17 protein-coding genes and 2 pseudogenes are annotated in these 19648 nt (G+C 70.2%); 4 read left to right on the forward strand and 15 right to left on the reverse strand.

Annotated features, from left to right (window positions below; all coding sequences use genetic code 11):
• Positions 1–235: 235 nt before the first annotated feature.
• The 3 genes from OG389_RS32385 to OG389_RS32395 form a co-directional block, all read right to left on the reverse strand.
• Positions 236–1012 (reverse strand): MerR family transcriptional regulator, encoded by a 777-nt coding sequence (locus OG389_RS32385; RefSeq protein ID WP_328302267.1) that lies wholly within the window; start codon positions 1010–1012, stop codon positions 236–238.
• Between the two features lie 64 nt (positions 1013–1076).
• A complete protein-coding gene (locus OG389_RS32390) occupies positions 1077–2273 on the reverse strand; it encodes a methyltransferase (protein WP_328304265.1) in 1197 nt (398 codons plus the stop codon).
• Between the two features lie 161 nt (positions 2274–2434).
• Positions 2435–2785 (reverse strand): tetratricopeptide repeat protein, encoded by a 351-nt coding sequence (locus OG389_RS32395; protein ID WP_328302269.1) that lies wholly within the window; start codon positions 2783–2785, stop codon positions 2435–2437.
• Positions 2786–2939: 154 nt separating this feature from the next.
• Here OG389_RS32395 and OG389_RS32400 point away from each other — a divergent pair, with 154 nt between their 5' ends.
• Positions 2940–3905, forward strand: coding sequence for a pirin family protein (locus tag OG389_RS32400; RefSeq protein ID WP_328302271.1), 966 nt, complete (start codon positions 2940–2942; stop codon positions 3903–3905).
• 53 nt (positions 3906–3958) lie between these two features.
• Here OG389_RS32400 and OG389_RS32405 read toward each other — a convergent pair.
• A pseudogene (locus OG389_RS32405) lies at positions 3959–4354 on the reverse strand (MmyB family transcriptional regulator); the annotation flags it as partial.
• Positions 4355–4356: 2 nt separating this feature from the next.
• Between OG389_RS32405 and OG389_RS32410 the strand changes: the two are divergent.
• Positions 4357–5052 (forward strand): SDR family oxidoreductase, encoded by a 696-nt coding sequence (locus OG389_RS32410; protein ID WP_328304267.1) that lies wholly within the window; start codon positions 4357–4359, stop codon positions 5050–5052.
• Positions 5053–5492: 440 nt separating this feature from the next.
• Here OG389_RS32410 and OG389_RS32415 read toward each other — a convergent pair whose 3' ends face one another.
• The 8 genes from OG389_RS32415 to OG389_RS32450 form a co-directional block, all read right to left on the reverse strand.
• Positions 5493–6389, reverse strand: coding sequence for a branched-chain amino acid aminotransferase (locus tag OG389_RS32415; RefSeq protein WP_328302273.1), 897 nt, complete (start codon positions 6387–6389; stop codon positions 5493–5495).
• Positions 6386–7669 carry an ATP-grasp domain-containing protein gene (locus OG389_RS32420; RefSeq protein WP_328302275.1) on the reverse strand — a complete coding sequence of 428 codons (1284 nt, stop codon included), beginning with the start codon at positions 7667–7669 and terminating at the stop codon, positions 6386–6388. The genes OG389_RS32415 and OG389_RS32420 overlap by 4 nt, the downstream gene beginning before the upstream one ends.
• Complete coding sequence (locus OG389_RS32425) at positions 7666–8643, reverse strand: DMT family transporter (protein WP_328302277.1); 978 nt, start codon at positions 8641–8643, stop codon at positions 7666–7668. Before OG389_RS32425 ends, OG389_RS32420 begins: the two co-directional genes overlap by 4 nt.
• 2 nt (positions 8644–8645) lie before the next feature.
• Positions 8646–9947, reverse strand: coding sequence for a DUF6421 family protein (locus OG389_RS32430; protein ID WP_328302279.1), 1302 nt, complete (start codon positions 9945–9947; stop codon positions 8646–8648).
• On the reverse strand, positions 9944–10360 hold the full coding sequence (locus OG389_RS32435; RefSeq protein ID WP_328302281.1) for a hypothetical protein: 417 nt from the start codon (positions 10358–10360) through the stop codon (positions 9944–9946). Before OG389_RS32435 ends, OG389_RS32430 begins: the two co-directional genes overlap by 4 nt.
• Positions 10361–10731: 371 nt before the next feature.
• Complete coding sequence (locus OG389_RS32440) at positions 10732–11541, reverse strand: hypothetical protein (RefSeq protein WP_328302283.1); 810 nt, start codon at positions 11539–11541, stop codon at positions 10732–10734.
• A complete protein-coding gene (locus OG389_RS32445; RefSeq protein WP_328302284.1) occupies positions 11538–12071 on the reverse strand; it encodes a SigE family RNA polymerase sigma factor in 534 nt (177 codons plus the stop codon). The genes OG389_RS32440 and OG389_RS32445 overlap by 4 nt, the downstream gene beginning before the upstream one ends.
• Before the next feature lie 125 nt (positions 12072–12196).
• Complete coding sequence (locus tag OG389_RS32450; protein ID WP_328302286.1) at positions 12197–12835, reverse strand: expansin EXLX1 family cellulose-binding protein; 639 nt, start codon at positions 12833–12835, stop codon at positions 12197–12199.
• Positions 12836–13358: 523 nt separating this feature from the next.
• Here OG389_RS32450 and OG389_RS32455 point away from each other — a divergent pair.
• Positions 13359–13978 (forward strand): annotated as a pseudogene (locus tag OG389_RS32455) (phytanoyl-CoA dioxygenase family protein); the annotation flags it as partial.
• Between the two features lie 255 nt (positions 13979–14233).
• Here OG389_RS32455 and mmsB read toward each other — a convergent pair.
• The 3 genes from mmsB to chvE form a co-directional block, all read right to left on the reverse strand.
• The gene (gene mmsB / locus OG389_RS32460) at positions 14234–15469 is read right to left on the reverse strand and encodes a multiple monosaccharide ABC transporter permease (protein ID WP_328302288.1); all 1236 of its coding nucleotides are present in this window, start codon (positions 15467–15469) and stop codon (positions 14234–14236) included.
• Positions 15470–15472: 3 nt separating this feature from the next.
• On the reverse strand, positions 15473–17020 hold the full coding sequence (gene mmsA, locus OG389_RS32465; protein WP_328302290.1) for a multiple monosaccharide ABC transporter ATP-binding protein: 1548 nt from the start codon (positions 17018–17020) through the stop codon (positions 15473–15475).
• A 102-nt stretch (positions 17021–17122) separates the two neighbouring features.
• Positions 17123–18217 (reverse strand): multiple monosaccharide ABC transporter substrate-binding protein, encoded by a 1095-nt coding sequence (gene chvE, locus OG389_RS32470; protein ID WP_328302292.1) that lies wholly within the window; start codon positions 18215–18217, stop codon positions 17123–17125.
• Positions 18218–18697: 480 nt separating this feature from the next.
• Between chvE and OG389_RS32475 the strand changes: the two genes are divergently transcribed.
• Positions 18698–19309: a transposase gene (locus tag OG389_RS32475; protein ID WP_328302294.1), complete on the forward strand. Its 612-nt coding sequence runs from the start codon at positions 18698–18700 to the stop codon at positions 19307–19309.
• Positions 19310–19648 lie beyond the last annotated feature (339 nt).

The raw sequence follows: 19648 nt of genomic DNA on the forward strand, positions 1-19648 counted from the left end.
ACCGTCAGGAGGGCGAAGCGGCGCCAGCGGACGCGGCCCTCGCGGCCGACTCTCGCGTCGCTCGGCGTGGCGGGGGGTTCGGATGAGCTCTCGGATAACTTCGGGGAATCTGCCATGAGATCGTCCCTTATGTTCGGCTGTGCACCGTTGTTACCGACGAGTTGAATGTAAGAGTGCCAATGAGGGTTGGCAAGGTTGCCCGGGCGTACCTTTTCGGCCGAGTCCTACTGGCCGGTTACGCCCCGGGAGGCTCCGTGCGCAGTTCGGTACGCAGCAGCTCGGCGACCTCCGCGTCCACCCGTCGGGCCATCGCCCGGGCGAACTCGGAGGCCACGACCTCGCCCGCCAGCGGACGCAGCGCCGCCACCGCCTCCGTGATGTGCCCCAGGCGCGTGGCCGAAAGCTGCTCCAGCCCCTCCCCACCGATCACATGCGCACTGAACAGCGCGACGAACCGGTCCGCGACCGCGGCCGCCTGCTCCTGTACGAAGACCCCCACGTCCAGGACCTCACCGAGCGGCACCCCCGCGCGCACCAGCGTGAGTGTCGCCTCCAGCAGCCGCCGGCTGCGGTGCGTGACCAGGTCCCCGTCGATCGTCACGTAGCCCAGGTCGGCCGCCCGCCGGGTGTCCTGCGGGGAGGCCGTCGGGCCGAACAGCTCGCGCAGTTCGGCGCGGGACATGGTGACCGAGTCCTCCTGCTCCCAGTCGCGGGTCATCTCCCGCTCCAGGCCCAGCAGTTGGGACAGTCCGCCGCCGTGTTCCCAGGCGGCCAGCAGCTCCGCGATGCCGTTGACGGTGTAGCCGCGCCCCAACAGGTCGCTGATCAGGCGCAGTCGGGTGAGGTGGTCGTCGGAGTACCAGGCGATCCGGCCCTCACGGCGCGGCGGCGGGAGCAGCCCGCGCTCCTGGTAGTAGCGCAGGTTGCGCACCTTGACCCCGGCCGCGTGGGCCACTTCATCCCGGCGGTAGCGCCCGCCGACGGCCGCGTCCTGATCCACCTGACTGCTCACGCGGCCGAGTGTAGGACGTGACGACGGACCTACCGGCGGGTTACCTGGGCGGCGTACCGGCAGGTCACGCGCCGCGGGGCTGCTCGCGCCGCTTGACCGCCCGCAGGACCACGAACTTCGGCTCGCTCGCGGCCACTTCGCTGTTGCCGAAGAGGCGGCGCAGATGGGTGTGGTAACCCATGTGGCGGTTGGCCACCACCCACAGCTCGCCACCCGGGCGGAGCACCTTGCGGGACTGTGCGAACATGCGCAGCGCGGTCGCGTCCGTCGTCGCCTGGTGGGAGTGGAACGGCGGATTGCAGAGGATCAGGTCCACCGAACCCGGGGGCAGCATGGATACACCGTCCCCGACGAGGAACTCGGCCCGGTCCAGGCGTCCTTGGATGTTCGCGCCGTACGTGGCCCGTGCCGAGGCGATCGCCTGGTACGACTCGTCGGTGAAGACGATCTCGGCGTCCGGGTCGGCCACCGCGACCGCCGTGCCGACGACGCCGTTTCCGCAGCCCAGGTCGACGACGCGGGCGCCGTCCGTGTTGGTCGGGATGCTCTGGAGGAAGAAGCGGGTGCCGACGTCGAGGCGGTCCGCGCAGAAGATCCCGGCGTGGTTGACCACGGTGAGACCGGAGCCCGATCCCGCCTGCTGGTCGACGGTGTACGTCACCGGCCACGGCCCGTCGGTCCTGGGGTGAGCGGCTCTGGGGTTCCCGGGCGTGCAGAAGATCAGCCGGGCCTTCTTCTCGGCCAGCGAGGTCTTCGTCGGTCCCAGGATCTTCTCGAAGAGCCGCAGCGTGGAGGTGTGGATCTCCTTCACCATGCCGGTGCCGACGACGACGGTGCCGGCGTGCACGTGCGGAGCCAGCCGGTACAGCTGGTCCTCCAGCAGCGCCAGGCTCTTGGGCACCCGTACCAGGAGCACGTCGATCCGCTCCGGCGGCGCGTCCTGCGTCGTCAGCAGCGTCACGGTGCTCTTGGCGGTCCCGATGCCGTTGCGGTCCAGGTTCGCCGCGGTGGCGGAGCGGGTCAGGATGGAGTCGGTGATCTGGGTGGGGTGGTGCGCGGCCAGCGCCGTCGTCAGCGCTCCCCAGCGGTCCCCGATCACGGTGATCTGCCCGGCGCCGGCCAGATCCACCGGGCCGCGTTCGCCCGTACCGGATTCGAGGTGGCGGAGCAGGTACTCGTCGGCGGCGTCCCATGCGAAGAGCCGGTCGCGCGGGTCCTCGGGGAAGCGGGCGAGCTCGTAGGAGCCGAAGGGCGTGGTCAGACGGTTCATATTGTCCCCAGGCTAACCGAGGGACCGCCCCGGTCCCGCACGGGCGGGGCCGGGAGAGTGGGGGGACGGGTGCTGGGGAGTGGGGGGACGGGCGCCAGGGAGCGGACCGAGAGGCTCCGCTCCCGGTCCGTCCGGGAACCGCGAGACGCCGGCTACTCCGGGAACTCCCCGGCCATCGCGGCGGCGATCCGCAGGTACGGAGCCGCCTCGGCGGCCCTGCCCTGGCGCTCCAGGGTCCGCCCGAGCATCAGCTGCGCGTAGTCCTCGACGGGCCAGCGGTCCAGGATGGCGCGCAGCTCGAGCTCGGCCCGGGAGAGCTGGGCGGAGTGGTAATAGGCACGGGCCAGCAGCAACCGGGGGGCCAGCAGCTCGGGCGCCGCGGTGGCCACGCCCTGCAGGACCCGGGCGGCGTTCGCGTACTCCTTCGCCTCGAAGAAGAGCAGACCGCGGTCCCAGCGCTCGGCCGTGGTCCCGTGCTCCAGGTAGCCCTGCTGCGCGTCCATCGGTTCCCTTCCGCCATTCAGGTCACGGTTGACGGCTGCCGCGGCGGCCGTGCTGTCCGCCTGTTCCGCCTGTTCCGTCCGCCTGCTCCAACACATGGATCCGGACGTACATTCCAATGACCGCGGAGGCGGCGCCGGGACTAAGTTGTGCGGTATGAGCAATCTCGATCGCCAGCCCGCTCTCTCCACCTGCGGCGGCCGCGGTTTCGTCGTGGCCGAGCCTGTGCGCGAGCTCCTGAGCCCGCGCACCGTCAAGCTCGGTGAGTCCACCGAGGTACGCCGACTCCTGCCCAACCTGGGCCGCCGCATGGTCGGCGCCTGGTGCTTCGTCGACCACTACGGCCCGGACGACATCGCCGGCGAACCCGGCATGCAGGTCGCACCCCACCCGCACTCGGGGCTGCAGACCGTGAGCTGGCTCCACGAGGGTGAGGTGCTCCACCGCGACAGCGTGGGCAGCCTGGCGACGGTAGGCCCGCGCGAGCTCGGCCTGATGACCTCCGGCCACGGAATCAGTCACTCCGAGGAGAGCCCGCGCCGGCACGCCCGCCTCCTGCACGGCGCGCAGCTGTGGGTGGCCCTCCCCGACGCGCACCGCGACGTGGAACCGCACTTCCAGCACCACGCGGAGCTCCCGCAGGTCAGCGCCCCGGGCCTGACGGCGACCGTGATCCTGGGCACCCTGGACTCGGCGACCTCGCCCGGATCCACGTACAGCCCGATCGTGGGCGCGGACCTGGCCCTGGCGGCAGGCACGGAAACCCGGCTCCCGCTGGACCCGGACTTCGAGTACGCGGTCCTGTCGATGTCGGGCGAAGCCCACGTCGACGGCGTCCCGCTCCTCCCGGGCTCCATGCTCTACCTCGGCTGCGGCCGCAGGGACCTTCCCCTGCGCGCGGTCTCGGACGCCGGCCTGATGCTGCTGGGCGGGGAGCCGTTCGAGGAGGAGATCGTGATGTTCTGGAACTGGATCGGAAGGTCCCAGGAGGACATCGCGGGCTTCCGGGAAGACTGGATGAACGGCACCCGCTACGGCGAGGTCAAGGGCTACGACGGCCCTCCGATTCCTGCCCCGGAACTTCCTCCAACTCGCTTGAAGCCTAGGGGTAGAACGCGCTGAACAGCGCTGATGCCATCAAGGGTGTGGGCTGCGCATGGCAGCTCGCATCGTTCGAGGGAGCGCAGGCGCGGGGCGTCCGGTGTGATGCCGGAGGTCTGCCGCAGGTGGGCCGCGGTGGCCCGGGCCGTGGAGTTCCAGTCGGTGTAGAAGTCCCGGCCCGCGGGGTCGAGGAAGACCATGCGCGCCAGGTTGTCGGCCGGCGCGAACGGTGAATGCAGGGCCTCGGCCGGGGGGTTGGCGGCCAGGATGTCCAGGGTGGCGTTGATGACGAACGCCGGGTCGTCCGCGAAGCCGTCCAGGAGTCGGCGGAGGGCCGGACTTATCCCGGCGGTGGCCGGCTGGTCGGCCGTGGGGGTGCCGGCCAGGCGGTGCAGGTGGGCGTGGGTGTCGGGAGTCAGGCGAAGGGCCCGGCCGAGCGCGTCGAGGCCTTGGGGCGAGGGACGGCGTTCGCATCACCGGGGCCAGCAGCGGGATCGGGGAGGCGACGGCCCGGCGGCTCGCTGCCGACGGCCACCGGCTGTTCCTGGGCGCACGGCGGACCGACCGGCTCGACGCGCTGAGCCGGGAAATCACCGAGGCGGGTGGCACCGCCGCCTTCCAGCGGCTGGACGTCACCGACGCCGCCGATGTACGGGCCTTCGTGGCCTCCGCCCGGGAGCGGTACGGGCGGGTGGACGTGATGGTCAACAACGCCGGGGTGATGCCGCTCTCTCCGCTGGCCGCGCTCAAGCTCGACGAGTGGGACCGGATGATCGACGTGAACGTGCGAGGTGTGCTGCACGGCATCGCCGCCGCCCTGCCCGTGATGCGCGCCCAGGGCGCCGGCCACTTCGTGAACGTCGCCTCCGTCGGCGCGTACGAGGTGTCGCCCACCGCGGCCGTCTACTGCGCCACCAAGTTCGCTGTCCGCGCCGTATCCGAAGGGCTGCGCCAGGAGTCGGACGGCACCGTCCGGGTCACTCTGGTCTGTCCCGGCGTGACCGAGTCCGAGCTGGCCGAGGGGATCTCCGATCCTGTGGCGAGGGAGGCCATGAAGGCCTATCGCGCCGTGGCGCTGCCGGCGTCCGCCATCGCCTACGCCGTCGCCCAGCCGGCCGTGGTCGACATCAACGAGATCGTCGTACGTCCTGCCGCGAGTGCCCGGTGACCGCCGGGATGTACGGGCCTGGGCACGGGCACGAGGACCTGCTGAGCCGATTGCGGGTCCTGGAGGACAAGGAGGCGCTGCGGCGGCTCGTGATCCGCGGTTGGCGGCGATCCGGGCGAGGGTGGAGGAGAACCGTGCGACGGGCGTCGGGTACCTGTGGTTCGTGGCCGTCACCCGGAGCGCGCCGAGCTCCCGACGGGGAAGGGGATCGTCCGCACTGCCCCAGTCAGGGGCGGGAGGCCCGGCCCACTCCCAGAACACCCGGCCGTGGAACGTGACAGAGCCCCCGTCCCGGCCCCTTTCCAGCTGGTCGGCCAGCCCTGCCAGATGGCCGCCCAGCGAGTCGGCCCGTCCGAAGTCGGTTCGGGGAGGCGGGGCCGCGCCCGTTCGTCGCGTCCCACGGCCCCCGGCGCGGACCGCCGGGGGCCTCTCGGGGTCGGTCAGCGCAAGGCGGCGGTCCTGCTCGGCGCGTGGACCAGCCTGGTGTACGCCTCCGCCAGAGCGGTCGTCGTCCGGCCCACCGTGAACCCGTTGGAGTCGATGGCACGGACGGGCTGAACCTCGTAGGCGGTGCCCGTGAGGAAACACTCGTCGAATCCGCCGAGTTCCTCGGGACGGATGTGGCGTTCCACGACGCGGATTCCGAGCTCGCGCGCCAGCCCGAGCGCGGTCGCCCGGGTGATGCCCGCGAGGAAGCAGTCCGCGAGGGGGGTGTGCAGTTCATCCCCGGCCACGAAGAAGATGTTGGCTCCCGTGGCCTCGGCGACGTGGCCGCGGTAGTCGAGGAGCAGCGCGTCGTCGAAGCCGGCGGCGTCGGCGGCGTCCCGGGCCAGGGTGCAGATGTTGTACAAGGAGGCCGCTTTGGCCCGGACGGGCGCGGTGTCCGGAGGGGGGCGCCGCCAACGGGAGGTGCCCAGACGGATGCCGGCGTTCTTGGCGTCGGCCGAGAAGACGTGCGGCCACTCCCACGTGGCGATCGCCACGTGGACGGAGACGCCGGCGCCGGCCACGCTGATCTGCTCGCTGCCGCGCCATGCCACCGGCCGGACGTATCCGTCGCGGATGCCTTGTCTGCCGACGAGTTCGAGCGTCGCCTCGTCCAGCTCGGCGACGGAGAAGGGGAGGCGGAAACCCAGTTCGAGCGCCGACTCGTGCAGCCTCTGCGAGTGCTCGGTCAGTTTGAAGACGTGACCGTCGTAGACCCGTTCGCCCTCGAAGACCCCACCGCCGTAGTGGAGCCCGTGGCTGAGCACGTGCAGGCGGGCGTCCCGCCAGGGTACGAAGCGACCGTCGAGCCAGATGTGTCCGTCGCGGTCGTCGAGAGCCGGAACGGTCACTGCTGCTCCTCCACGGGTGCGTACTCGATGCGGACGGTCCGCTCGATGGTGCGGTGGAACTCCTCGGCGTCCTCGGCGCTGGGGTGGTGCGAGAGGACGAACGCCGGATAGCCGGTGAACTCCGGATAGGGCCGCACGACGTCACCCGGATGCAGCATCTGAAGAACGTGGTCCACCCGGGGGTCCTCGGCCAGTTCGTCGAGGCCGTGGATGGCCGTGATCCGTCCGGAGCCGCCGCAGGGCACGATGTAGTTGGCCGCGGCCCCGGTCGCCCGGGCGGGCTGCGCCGGCGGCCCGGGCAGGGGGGAGGGGGCGAGCCCCGCGGCGATGCGCAGTGCGTCCGCCGCCAGGTCGGCTCCGGTGACGTGCGCGGCGATGTAGTGGGAAACGCCGGAGCCGCCGACCCGGGCGCCGAGTTCCAGCAGGTAAGGACGTCCGCCCTCGCGCAGCCGCAGTTCGGTGTGGGTCGGACCGTCGGTGACCCCGAGGGCGCCGTGGGCGGCGACGACCTCGCGCACCAGGTCTTCCTGCACCTGGGGTGAGAGCCGGGCCGGGGCCCGGTAGACGCCCTCTTCGAAGTGCGGGCCGACCGGCTGGCCCTTGTAGCCGATGGACAGCACCTGCACCTCGCCGCGGTGGGCGAGGGACTCCACGGCGAATTCGGGGCCGTCCAGGTACTCCTCCACGACCAGACCCGCGACGTGGCTCAGGTTGTCCCGGCAGATCTGCCAGACCTCTTCGACGACGGCACGGAGCTGCTGCGGGTCATCGGCCTTGGTCACGCCGAGGCTGGAGAAGCCGTTGGCCGGCTTGACCACCACCGGAAACGTGAGGCGGGCGGCGTCGGCCCAGTTGTCCGGGGCGTCGAGGACGACGAAGTCCGGTACGTTCAGCCCCGCTTCGGCCAGCCGGCGACGCATGATCCGTTTGTCCTGTACGGCCCTTGCCGTCTCGCTGCCGAGACCTGGCAGGCCGAGTGCTTCGGCCGTGTCGGCGACGAAGGGCACCGCGGGGTCGTACAGCGTCGTGATGCCGTCGAAGGGAGCGTTCTCGTGGCGTTCCCGCAGGATGCCCAGCGCCTTGGCCGGATCACCTTCCACGTCCAGAGGGAGCACCTCCACCACGCCGGGAGGCAGCCGGTCCGGGGACACGGACTCGTCGGGGCGCGGGACCAGCACGATGTCGATGCCGGCCCGGTGCGCGCCTTCGAAGATCCAGGGCAGTGAAAGCCGCTGGTAGACCAGGACGACGACGGGGCGTGGGGGGTGAGGATTCGTCACGGTGTACTTCTTTCGGGCTCGGTCGGGATCGGCGGCTGGGTGGGCTCGGTGGCCGGTACGCGGACCGGTACGACCGTCATCCACACCCCCGCCGAGCACAGTGCGAGGAAGAGGAGGGAGGCGGGTCCCGGGGCGTCCGCCGCACCCCGTGCCCACTCGCCCAGGCGCACCAGGAACGGCACCACCAGCGCGACGGAGGAGGTGAACAAGGGGCCCTTGCGCAGGATGAGTTCATGGGAGATGACGAAAACAGGGGCGGTGAGCAGCGCACCGAGCAGCGCCACTCCGGCCCACTGGGCCGCGCTGACGGCGCCGAGCGGCACCCATACGGCCGCGGTCAGGCCGAGCATGACCGTGGCCGCGCCGGTGACCGCCGGAAGGGCGGCGAGCGGCGGGACGTCGGCCATGTGCTTGCGGTAGACGTAGCCGTACAGGGCGTACGCGAACGTCCCGGCCAGGGCGAGGCAGACCCCGGACACGAGCAGGCGGGTTCCGCCGCCGGTGCTCGCCGGGCCGTCGTCCAGCGCATAGCCCAGGGCCGCCGCCACGGCGAGCACGGTGCCCAGGACCCGGCGGATGCCCGCCTGTTCGCGGAAGGCGACGATGCCGATCACGAAGGTGATGCAGGGCAGGAGGGACACCACGAGACCGACCCGGGAGGCGCCGATCCGGTCGACGCCGAGCAGCGTTCCCGTGTAGTACGCGAAGAAGCCCAGGAACGCCAGCAGCACGACGGCCCGGTGCCGGCCGCCGGTGAGCCGTATCGCCGTCCATGTCCGCGGCCGCAGCGCGGCGATCGCGCCGATGACGAGGAAGCTCGCCGCGGTGCGGCCGGCCGCGACGGCCAGGGGCGGGGTGTCGCTGACCAGCTTGCCGGAGACCACCCAGCCCGTGGCCAGGAGCAGGACCATGAGGCAGGACAGGACCGGGGTGCCGAGGCGGGCGCTCCAACGACTCTCACCGTCATGACGCACGCTCACCACTCCGCGTCCGCGAACCGCAGGGCGGGCAGGCCGGCCAGCGTCCGCTTGGCCCTCAGGAGGACGCTCTGATCCTCGGTGAAGCCGAATCGCTGCTTCGGCTCCCCGGGGGGCAGGTACGTGCGGACGAATTCCTTGGCCGCGGCCCGGTACTCGTCGTCGGTGCGGACACGGTCCTCGAGCTCCTCCACGGCGGCGACGTACGTGCGCAAGGCGTCGAGGGTCTTGTCCCAGTCCAGCCGGAGCAGGCCGTCGGCCTCCGGCGAGCCGGTCAGCGCATGGTGGCGGCGCAGCCAGGAGTAGAGGAAGACACCGGTGCCCGAATCGAAATTGCGGGTCGCGTCGTCGGCCTGCGGGTAGCGGAAGACGCGCTCCAGCAAGATCATGGCGATCTGTTCCCGCGCGAAGGGGACTCCGCCGTCGGCGCAGGCGAGGACGGTCTTGGCGTCGACCTTGGTCTCCTCCAGGAGGCCGACGAACCAGTTCATCTTCAACGTGATGTGCTGGTCGAACGGCCAGCGCCCCTGGTAGTGCATGGAGTCGTGCAGGTATCCCCAGATCGCGCGGGCCTCGTAGCAGACCTCCGGCGCCAGGCCGGACGAGGCCCTCGGTACGGAACCCGCGGTGAGGACCGCCTCGGCTCCCGGCAGGGCGTAGGTCTCGTGGATCTTGCGCATCTTGTTGTAGAAGAACATCGCGTACGGCTGGTCCTGCACCTTGTCGTGCGCGGCGACGTTCTCGGGAAAGAACACGAGGCAGTTGCCGTGTGCGAACCCGTGGCTCCCCGCGACGAGCACCAGGGACTGGCAGTTGTTCTTCGGGTGGGGGAAGGACGTGGCCAGTTGAGGCAGGGCGTCGGGTTCCTTGCGCAGTGCGAGGAAGCAGTCGAGCCGCTTGCCGACGGGCGGCACGCTGTTGGTGGTCTGCGCGGGGGCCAGGAAGAACACGTGTCTGCCGTCGGGCGGCGGTGTGAGCGCGTCGCGGGAGCGGGCGAAGTCCGGTGCGCTGTCCAGGCCTTCGCGGAGCCAACCGTCCACGTCCGCCGCGAGCGCGGCGGCCTGGCCGGGCTGTCCGTTGCGGACGTACCAGGCGGTGGCCTCGTCCCGGATCTCGGCGAGCAGTTCCCCATCGGCGGTCCGCGGAGCCGTCACCGTACCGTTGTCGGCCTGCCGGAGGCGGAAGCGATTGACCTTGGGTATGAGGGACCCGGCGAGTTCCCTCGCCTCGGCGCGCAAGGCCGCGCTGAGCGGGGCGGTGGCGGTGACGGTAACCGTGGCGGTGTTGGCGGTGGTGGTCACAGCGCTGCTCCCGTGGCGACGGGCCGGGCTGCGTCCTCGGCGAGCACCTGGTGGATGGTGAAGACCATGGGCACCGGCCCGAAGTCGCGAAGGATGCGCATCCCGTGCCGCTCGGCGGCGACGAGGGTGGTGATGCAGCCTTCGCTCAGGTCGGCCGCACAGTCGATCGCGGCCTGGGAATTGCTCAGTACCAAGCGGGGCTCGGCCTCCCGCGGGACCAGTCCGATCGGGGCCGGATGCGTGGAGACGGTGCCGGGAGCGTCGGCCCCCATGCTGGCCAGGACCATGTTGTGCGTCGGCATGATGAAGCTGTCGACCATGTGCAGCCGGTGCAGGTTCCCGAAGGTCAGGGTATGGAGCGCCGGATAGACGGCGCAGGCCACGAGCGCGTGCTCCCCGTCGTGCGGGACCAACTCGAGGGCGTCCTCGAGCGACGGATGGAGTTCGACCGTGCCAGCGGTTCCCCGGCGTCGCAGCCACTCATGCGCGGCGGCCTCGAGGTTCGTTCCGTGCGGGCCGAGTGTGTGGACATGACGGATGCCATCGGGGCCTAAGCCCGCGCGATGGCGGGGCTCAACAGTCGTAGTCAAGTTTCCTCCTGGATACGTCCCGGGTCATCACCCGGAACAGCCGCTCGTCGGGGCCGAGGATCTCGCCCGTCCAAGCGATCAAACATCCCGGCGCCCTCGCACACAAAGAAAATTCATGTGTGCTTCTTACAAGCCAAGTTCCAAGAGGGCGCAATGTCGGACGATTGCGACCATCGATGCCCCGCGGCACGGCCTCATCGTGCCGGGGTGAAGCCGCCCCACACCGAGAGGGCGCCGCGGGGACCGCCGGCGTCGACGCGGTAGCCGTCGTGCTCGACCTCGCGTGCGCCGGCGGCGTGGTTGTACTGGCCGGCGAAGACATGCTGTCCGGCCGGGACCGTGCGGCCCGGCTTGAGGATCCAGCGGTAGACCACTGCTCCGCCCTCGTTCTGCACGGTGACGGTGAAATCCTCGGCGGGCAGCGTCCGCCAGCTGCCGGTGCTCTGCACTGCGCCGGTCTGCGTGATGCGCAGTTCCACGGTGACTGCGGTAAGCGGTTGGGTGGACTTGAGGGTGATGTTGCTCTGCGCCCAGAAGCTGTTGCTGTTCGTCCCCAAGGAGCCGGCCGACGACAGAGGTCCGTCCTGGACGTGTGCGTTGCCTGGCCGGGCCGAGCCCGCTGCACCTGACGCCGAAGGGCTGGGGCCCGTCGGGGACAAACGGTCCGGCGTGGTCGGGCGTCCGGTGGCGGGCGCCGACGGTGTCGGCCGGGGAGTCCCGGACGGCGCGGACGGCGCGGACGGCGCGGCGGGGGTGGCCGAGACACCCGGCTGAACCGGCGGGGACTGGACGATGGCGGCGACGGCGAAGCCGCCGACCGCCAGAGTGCCGGCCGCGGCCAGGGAAGCGAGCGCGATCCTGGGCCAGGGCCTCGCACCCGAAGACTCGTGGTGGCGGACCGCGGCGCCGGACATGCCGCGTTCCACGCGTGCCAGGATCCGGGCACGGTCTGGCCGTTGGGCCTCGGCGGCCGCGCGCAGCCGCCCGGTGAGTTCCTCGTTCAACGGCTCCTCCTCCCCGCCAACAGTTCCCCGGCTGCTCCTGCACTGCCCAGCATCCGTTCCAGCTCGGCCATCCCCTTCGAGGTCTGGCTCTTCACCGTACCGACCGATATCCCGAGCGCCAGAGCGGTGTCCTTCTCCGACAGGTCGAAGGCATGCCGCAGGACCACGCACGACCGCTTGCGGAACGGCAACCGGGCGAGAGCGGTCCGCACGTCCACCACGGCGGCCACGTCCGGACCGTGCAACGGCTCCGCACCGCGGGACCAGAACAGGGCGATCCGGCGGCGCTCGCGCACCGTGCTGCGGATCCGTGACCGTGCCAGGTTGGCGACCACGCCACGGGCGTAGGCAAGTGGGTATTCGGCCTGGCGCAGCCGGTCCCAGCGTTGCCACAGTGCGATCAGGGCGTCCGCGGCCAGATCATCGGCGCCGTCCGCCTCGCCCGTCAGGAGACGGGCGAACCGGGCGAGTTCGGCGTAGTGGCGTTCGAAGAAGTCGTGGAACTCCGCGGACGCGTCATCGAGGACCATGTCCGGTGGCCGTCCCCTCCGCAAATGTGTGCGCTAACATCCGGGCGGCAGCGTACCAGCGCCCGGTTTGACCAGGGCGCGCCGATGCGGCGTACCCGGCTCCGCCACCCCGCCGTGGTGAGGATTCAGTGCGCGGCGAACTGGACCCGGGTCGGTTGTGCGACGTTCGGCAGCAGCGCGGTCCCGTCGACCGTCAACTGCTCTCCGTAGATGTCGGTGATCCTTATCGCGCCGCCGCACCCACCGCCGTCGGCGGAGAGGAAGTAGTTGTAGTCGGTACGGGGCAGTCTCCGCCAGCCCTTGCCGGTGCGTACCTCCAGCCGCGAGACCGGATTCCGGTGGTCGATCACCTGGATGCCGCACCAGTGGGCGCTGGAACCGGACTTGTACCGGAGGGAGAGGGTGTCGGACGTGCGGGGGCTCAGCAGGCTCCAGGTGATCGGGATACGGCCGACCTTGGGATCGGCCAGTTTCGCGAAGGCCTGTTCGCTGAGGTCCAGTTGGCCGGGCGCGCAGGGCAGTGGGCATTCGTTGGTGATCCGGACGGTGATCGAGGCGCCGCTCGCCGTGCGGACGCGCACGTACGCGCCGCACGCCCTGGACGACTCGTAGTCCGTGGTGTTCATCGCCGCGATCATGAGGTCGTCGGTCGGGCCGAACAGGCAGGCGCCATTGCCGTCGGCGGCGGCGTAGGCGGTGGCGACGCCCCTGTATGTGGTATCCGGCTGGATGCGTCCTGCCGACGGTGCCGGGGCGGATGCCACCGGTGGGGTTTCCTTCGCAGAAGGCGGTGGCGTCGCCGCGACGGCCGTGCTCGGGGTTGCCGCGGCCTGCGAGCCGGCCGCCGGGGGTGCTGGGCTCGTCGGGGCCGAGGACGTGGCTCCCGTTTGGGTGGCGGCGGGGGCGGCCACGTGGGCCGCAGCGCCGGTCCCGGCGCCGGCCTTGGGGCCGGCCTTGGGGCCGGGGAGCATGGCTGTTACCAGACAGAAGAGGACGCCCGCGACCGTCAGTATCACTGCCGTCCCCAGTATCAGCCTGTGTCTACGCCTGCGCTGCCGCGCGGCCTGCCGTGCAGTCTGCATGTCCGTCCGTTTCGAAGATCTGAGTCGAGGTGCACTGCCTGGTCGCCGCAGGACGCGAAAAGGTTGCCGACGGTGGGAAGCAGGCGCGCGGCGGGTCCATCAGGGCGGCCGGACAGCGGTGTCCCGAGTCGGTCCGCTCACTGAGCAAGGGAGTGCGGGGAAACGGGCTGGGCGGCACGGATGCCGCGCGGAGAGGCTCCGAGCGCTGCTGGAACTTCCGCAGGTGGCATAGGCCCTCCACGCCCTCGTGGGCCCGGAGTCGTGGGTGGAGCACCACTTCGTGCACACCCGGGAGCCCTACAGCGGCGAAGCGCGGCCTCTGCACGGGGACACGGTCGTCGACGTCCGGCCGGACGCCTTCGATGTGCGGGTGATGTACTTTCCGCGGGCGGTGACGTTGGGGATGGGCGGGACGCGCCCGTGCCGGGCAGCCACCTCCGGCGGATCAACGAGTCCGACACCGGCCGTCACCAGAACTGCGCGGCCAGGACCGACCGGTCTGCCCGGCCGGGACGGTGGTGTTTCTGCACCGCGGTTCCGTGGCACGGAGGCCGGCGCAACGACAGCGACGCGATGCGCTACATGTTCAAGATCCGCTTCAATCCCAGGGTGCGTCAACAGCGCTTGTGGAACACCTCGGACCTTGACGACCCACAGGTGGCGGCGGAGCTGGACACGATGTTCCCGTGGTACGAGGGGGCGACCGGCCGGCTGGAGCGGTACGACCGCATCCTGCTGTGGCGGGTGCTGACCGGCGACGACGTCTTCGACCTCGACCACCGGGTGACCAGGGCCTCCAACCGCCCCGCGGAGGCACAGGCATGACGACCGGAGCGATCCTCCCCGAGCGGGCGCAAGGCGCCGCGCCGGTGCTGCGGCAGCAGGTGCTGGTCCTCTACTTGGCCACCTCGGCGCTGGACTCCCCTGTGGTGGGCTGGTCGCTGTACGACGGCACGGGCCGCACCTCGCCCACCACGGGCGACAGCGACGAGCCGCCGTACGAGTCGGGGGTGGCGGCACTCCCTCCTCGTGCGGGCGGAGGCACCGAGGAGGGGCAGGGCAGGGCAGGGCAGGGCAGGGTCAGGCTCCGGCCTTGCGCTTGTTGTAGACGTCGAAGCCGACGGCCGCCAGCAGTACCAGGCCCTTGATCACCTGCTGGTAGTCGGTACCCACGCCGACCAGCGACATGCCGTTGTTCAGTACGCCCAGCACCAGACCGCCCGTGATCGCGCCGATGACGGTTCCCACACCGCCGCTCGCGGAGGCGCCGCCGATGAAGGCGGCGGCGATCGCCTCCAGCTCGAAGTTGATGCCGGCCTGCGGCGTACCCGCGTTGAGTCGCGCGGCGAAGACCATCCCGGCCAGGGCGGCGAGGACGCCCATGTTCACGAAGGCCAGGAAGACGACCCGCTTGCTCTTCACCCCGGACAGCCTCGCCGCCGCCTCGTTTCCGCCGATGGCGTAGGTGTGACGGCCGAGGATCGAGTCGCGCATCACGTATCCGAAGCCGACCAGCAGGACGCCGAGGATCAGCAGAACGGTCGGCACCCCGTGGTAGCTGGCCAGCAGCAGCGTGAAGGCCACCACGGCCACGCTGATCGCGCCGAGCTTCACCAGGAACAGCCCGGCCGGGAGCGGTTCCAGCCCGTACGAGGCGGCCCGCCGCCGTCCGCGCACCTCCTGCAGGATCGCGACGGCCAGCACCACGAGGCCCAGTAGGAGGGTGAGGTTGTGGTAGTCGGTGTGGGGGCCGACGGCGGGGAGGAAGCCGCTACTGATGTTCTGGAAGCCCTTGGGGAAGGGTGCCACCGACTGGCCCTGCAGGAGGATCTGGGTCCCACCGCGGAACAGCAGCATGCCGGCCAGCGTGACGATGAACGAGGGGATTCCGAGATAGGCGATCCAGAAGCCCTGCCAGGCTCCGGCGAGAGCCCCGATCAGCAGCGCGGCCACCAGCGCCAGGGGCCACGGCGCGTGGTGTTTGACCATCATCACCGCGGCGGCCGCCCCGACGAAGGCGGCGAGCGACCCGACCGACAGGTCGATGTGCCCGGCGATGATGACGATCATCATGCCGATGGCCAGGATGAGGATGTAGCCGTTCTGCTGGATCAGGTTGGTGATGTTGAGCGGCTGGAGCAGGATGCCGTCCGTCCAGAACTGGAACAGCAGCACGATCAGCGCCAGCGCGAGCAGCATCCCGTACTGGCGCAGGTTGCCGCGCAACGCTCGGGCCAGTACGGCACCGGCTGACGGTCGTCGGCCGCTCTGCGGTGTGCGGGGCGTGGTGTCTGGGGTGGTCTTGGTCTGGGCCATGCCTCACACCTGCTTGTCGGGGTATGCCGCGCTCATGGTCATGAGCCGCATGAGGGATTCCTGGGTGGCTTCCGCGCGGTTGACCTCACCGGTGATCCGGCCTTCGGCCATGGTGTAGATCCGGTCGCACAGGCCCAGGAGTTCGGGGAGTTCGGAGGAGATGACGAGTACTGTCTTGCCCTGGGCGGCGAGTTCGGCGATGACGGTGTAGATCTCCGCCTTGGCGCCGATGTCGATCCCCCGGGTGGGCTCGTCGAGGATCAGGACCTCCGGCTCGGCGAAGATCCACTTGCTGAGGACGACCTTCTGCTGGTTGCCGCCGCTGAGCTTGCCGGTCTCCGCGAACACCGAGGGGGCCTTGATGTTCATGGTCCGCCGGAACGATTCGGCGATCCGCGCCTCCTCGTGCCTGTCGACCCAGCCCCGCCGGGCGACCTTGCCGAGGGCGCTCAGCGAGATGTTCCGGCTGATGTCGTCGCCCAGGTTGAGGCCGAGCTGCTTGCGGTCCTCGGTCACGTACGCGATGCCGTGCCTGATCGCCTCCGGTACCGTCCGGGTACGGATCTCCCGGCCGTCCAGCCGGACCCGGCCGCCGGTCCACCGCCCGTACGAGCGGCCGAAGACGCTCATGGCCAGTTCGGTGCGGCCGGCGCCCATGAGGCCGGCGATGCCGACGATCTCGCCTCGACGGACGTGGAGCGAGACGCCGTCGACCACCTTGCGCCGGTGGTCGATCGGGTGCTGGACGCTCCAGTCCTCGATCTCGAAGGCGACCTCGCCGATCTCGGGTACGCGTTCGGGGTAGCGGTGTTCCAGGTCGCGGCCGACCATGCCGCGGATGATCCGCTCCTCGGAGATGCCCTCGGGGCCGATCGCGATGGTCTCGATGGTCCGTCCGTCGCGCAGGATGGTGACGGCATCGGCGACCCGGGCGATCTCGTTCAGTTTGTGCGAGATGAGGACGCAGGAGATGCCCTGTGCCTTGAGTTCGAGGATCAGGTCGAGCAGCTTGCGGCTGTCCTCGTCGTTCAGGGCGGCGGTCGGCTCGTCCAGGATGAGCAGCTTCACCTTCTTGGCGAGCGCCTTGGCGATCTCGACCAACTGCTGTTTGCCCACGCCGAGATCGGCGACCCTGGTGTGCGGGCTCTCGTCGAGTCCGACCTGCCGGATCAGTGCGGCGGCGTGGGTCAGCGTCTTGTGCCAGCTGATGACGCCCCGGGTGGCGTGCTCGTTGCCGAGGAAGATGTTCTCGGCGATGGACAGGTAGGGCACCAGCGCGAGTTCCTGGTGGATGATCACGATGCCGCGCTGCTCGCTGGCCCGGATGTCCCGGAACCGGCAGGGCTCGCCCTCGAAGTAGATCTCGCCCTGGTAGCCGCCGTGGGGGTGGACCCCGCTGAGCACCTTCATCAGCGTGGACTTGCCGGCGCCGTTCTCGCCGCAGACGGCGTGCACCTCACCGGCGGCGACGGTCAGGTTGACCTCGGAGAGGGCCTTGACGCCGGGAAAGGTCTTGCTGATCGACCGCATCTCGAGAACGGGTCGGGCCATGGTTGTGCATCCGTATCGTCGGGGCGGTGCGGCGGCGGCCGGTCTCCCGGGCGTCGCACCGCCGTTTCTTCGTCGCCGGACCCGTCGGTCGGGCTCCGTGGGCTACTTCAGCTGGTCCGCGGTGTACTGGCCGCTGTCCACCAGGACCTTCTGGTAGTTCTCCTTGTCGACGCTGACCGGCTGGAGCAGCTGCGCCGGTACGGTCTTGACGCCGTTGTTGTACTGGCCGGTGTCGTTGACCTCGGGCTTGCCGCCCGTCAGTAGCGCGTCGCCCATCTGGACTGCTGCCTTGGCCAGTTGGCGGGTGTCCTTGTAGACGGTCTGGGTCTGCTCGCCCGCGATGATCGATTTCACCGAGGCCAGCTCGCCGTCCTGGCCCGTGACGACGGGAATGGGCTGGCCGGCGCCGTAACCGACGCTCTTGAGCGAGGAGATGATGCCGATCGAGATGCCGTCGTAGGGCGAGAGCACGGCGTCGACGCGTGCGGCGGTGTACGACTTGCTCAGCAGGTTGTCCATCCGGGACTGGGCGAGGCCGCCGTCCCAGCGCAGTGTGGCGATCTGATTGAAGGAGGTCTGGCCGCTCTGCACGACCAGTTTCTTGTCGTCGATGTACGGCTTCAGGACGCTCATCGCACCGTTGAAGAAGAAGGTGGCGTTGTTGTCGTCCGGTGAGCCGGCGAACAGCTCGATGTTGAACGGGCCCTTGCCGTCCTTGAGGCCGAGCTTGTCGACGATGTAACTGCCCTGGAGGACGCCGACCTTGTGGTTGTCGAAGGTCGCGTAGTAGTCGACGTTCCCGGTGCCGCGGATCAGCCGGTCGTAGGAGATGACGGGGACGTGGGCGTCGGCGGCCTTCTGCAGCACGTTGGTGAGCGAGGAACCGTCGATGGCTGCGATCACCAGCAGCTTGGCGCCCTTTGTGATCATGTTCTCCACCTGGGAGACCTGGTTCTCCACGACGTTGTCGCCGTACTGGAGATCGGTCTTGTAACCCTTGGCCTGGAACTCCTTGACCATGTTGTCGCCGTCATTGATCCAGCGCTCCGACGACTTGGTCGGCATCGCGATGCCGACGAGGCCGCCTTTGGCCTCCCCGCCACTCCCGCCCTCGCCCGCTCCGTTGGCGCTCTGGCCGCAGGCTGCCAGCGACAGCGTCAGGCCCAGGGTGACAAGGCCGGCTGAAAGCTTCCGCACAGTTCCTCCAGTGATGTTCCGCGACCGGCACGGTGCGACCCGGTTGGGAGAAGCCGGAAGCGGTCGAGCGGGGCCGGTCGGGAGCCGTTTCCTCGCACTGTGTGAAGTCCGGGTTCGCGGCGGCTCCGGCCTGGCGATACCTGAGTGTTAACGCTCACAAGTGGTCCGTCAAGGGTCTGTTCGGATCGCTGTCGGGGCATACGTCCGGCGTACGGGAGCGGATGCGCGCGGAAATTCCGGGAGCTGGACCACCGGCCCGACCCCGCTGACCGTGTTCTGGTCACCCGCACCTCGCACACCCTCGGCGTGGTCGGCTTCGACTCGACCCCGCCGTTCGACCAGCGTCTGGAAGGCGTCGACGTGATCGCGTACCGGATCTCCGCCGTCAGTGCGGCGGCCCCGCGCGCCAGTCTGTGCCCCACGCCGCGGTCGGTTCCAGCAGCCGGCCGAGGGTCCCATGGCGTCGCGACTCGGTCGCTTGTGAGACGACGTCGGCTGCGGGAACAGTGCGACGACGAGCTGGCGGAGGGAATCGCGCCCGAGCTGTCCCGCCGCGTCATGAAACGACGAGGCGGATTCTCGCTGACCGCCTACCGGACCCCGGCCGCGATCCGCCGCATGGTTGCCAGGCGGCTGGAGGCATGGCTCCGCAACCGTAAGGTCGGCGGGGCGGCCGCGCTCGCAGTCCGGGCCGTGGAAGCTGACCAGAACCAGATGACCGCCCTGCGAGGCGAAGAGCTGGGCACCGAGCTCGTCGCCCGCTCGGTAGCCGCCCACAGCGACGAAGCGGCCGAACTCGACGGCCGAGTCGAAACCGGGTTCCGGCGGCACCAGGACGTCGTCATCCTCGCGATGCCCGGCATGGGGCGCACTCTTGGAACGGGGTTCGTCGCCGCGACCGGCGGTGAACCCACCGCCTTCGCCGGCCCCGACCGCCTGACCGCGTTTGCCCGCCCGGCACCCGTCCTCTGGGACTCCGGGACGGTCGGCGGGTACCTGCGCGGACGCCGCCGCTACCACCGCGGCCTCCAGCGGGACCGCTACCTCTCCGCGCAGGTCAGCGTACTCTTCTACCCGGTCTCCAGGGCGTAATGCGACCGGAAGGGGAAGGAAGGCAAAAGGCGCGGCGAGCAGTTCTCGCCCTCGCTCGGCGCCGCGGCAATGTCCTCTGGGCCATGATCCGCGACCACGCGCCCTTGCGGGCCGTCCCAGTCCGCGGCAGAGCCGTTTGGCTTCAGGTGGGCAGTGCGGTCCCGTTACGGGTCGAGGTCGACTTGCTGGGCCTCGACTTCATCAGCTCCCCTTGCGGTTGACCGTCCTGATGTTGTTTCAGTGGTCCGACGGATTCTTGCAGAAGATCTTGACAGTCGCTCAGGCCCCTGGTCTCCTGCCTCCAACGCCCATGCGCGAGCTGCAAATTGTTAGCGCTAA

The sequence above is a fragment of the Streptomyces sp. NBC_00435 genome (genome assembly GCF_036014235.1).
Taxonomy (GTDB): domain Bacteria; phylum Actinomycetota; class Actinomycetes; order Streptomycetales; family Streptomycetaceae; genus Streptomyces.

Excerpts from the sequence above, each read along its gene's own strand:
- OG389_RS32445 (WP_328302284.1), bottom strand. The coding sequence starts at position 12,071 with ATGGTCCTCGATGACGCGTCCGCGGAGTTCCACGACTTCTTCGAACGC.
- OG389_RS32400 (WP_328302271.1), top strand. The coding sequence starts at position 2,940 with ATGAGCAATCTCGATCGCCAGCCCGCTCTCTCCACCTGCGGCGGCCGC.
- mmsB (WP_328302288.1), bottom strand. The coding sequence starts at position 15,469 with ATGGCCCAGACCAAGACCACCCCAGACACCACGCCCCGCACACCGCAG.
- mmsA (WP_328302290.1), bottom strand. The coding sequence starts at position 17,020 with ATGGCCCGACCCGTTCTCGAGATGCGGTCGATCAGCAAGACCTTTCCC.
- OG389_RS32395 (WP_328302269.1), bottom strand. The coding sequence starts at position 2,785 with ATGGACGCGCAGCAGGGCTACCTGGAGCACGGGACCACGGCCGAGCGC.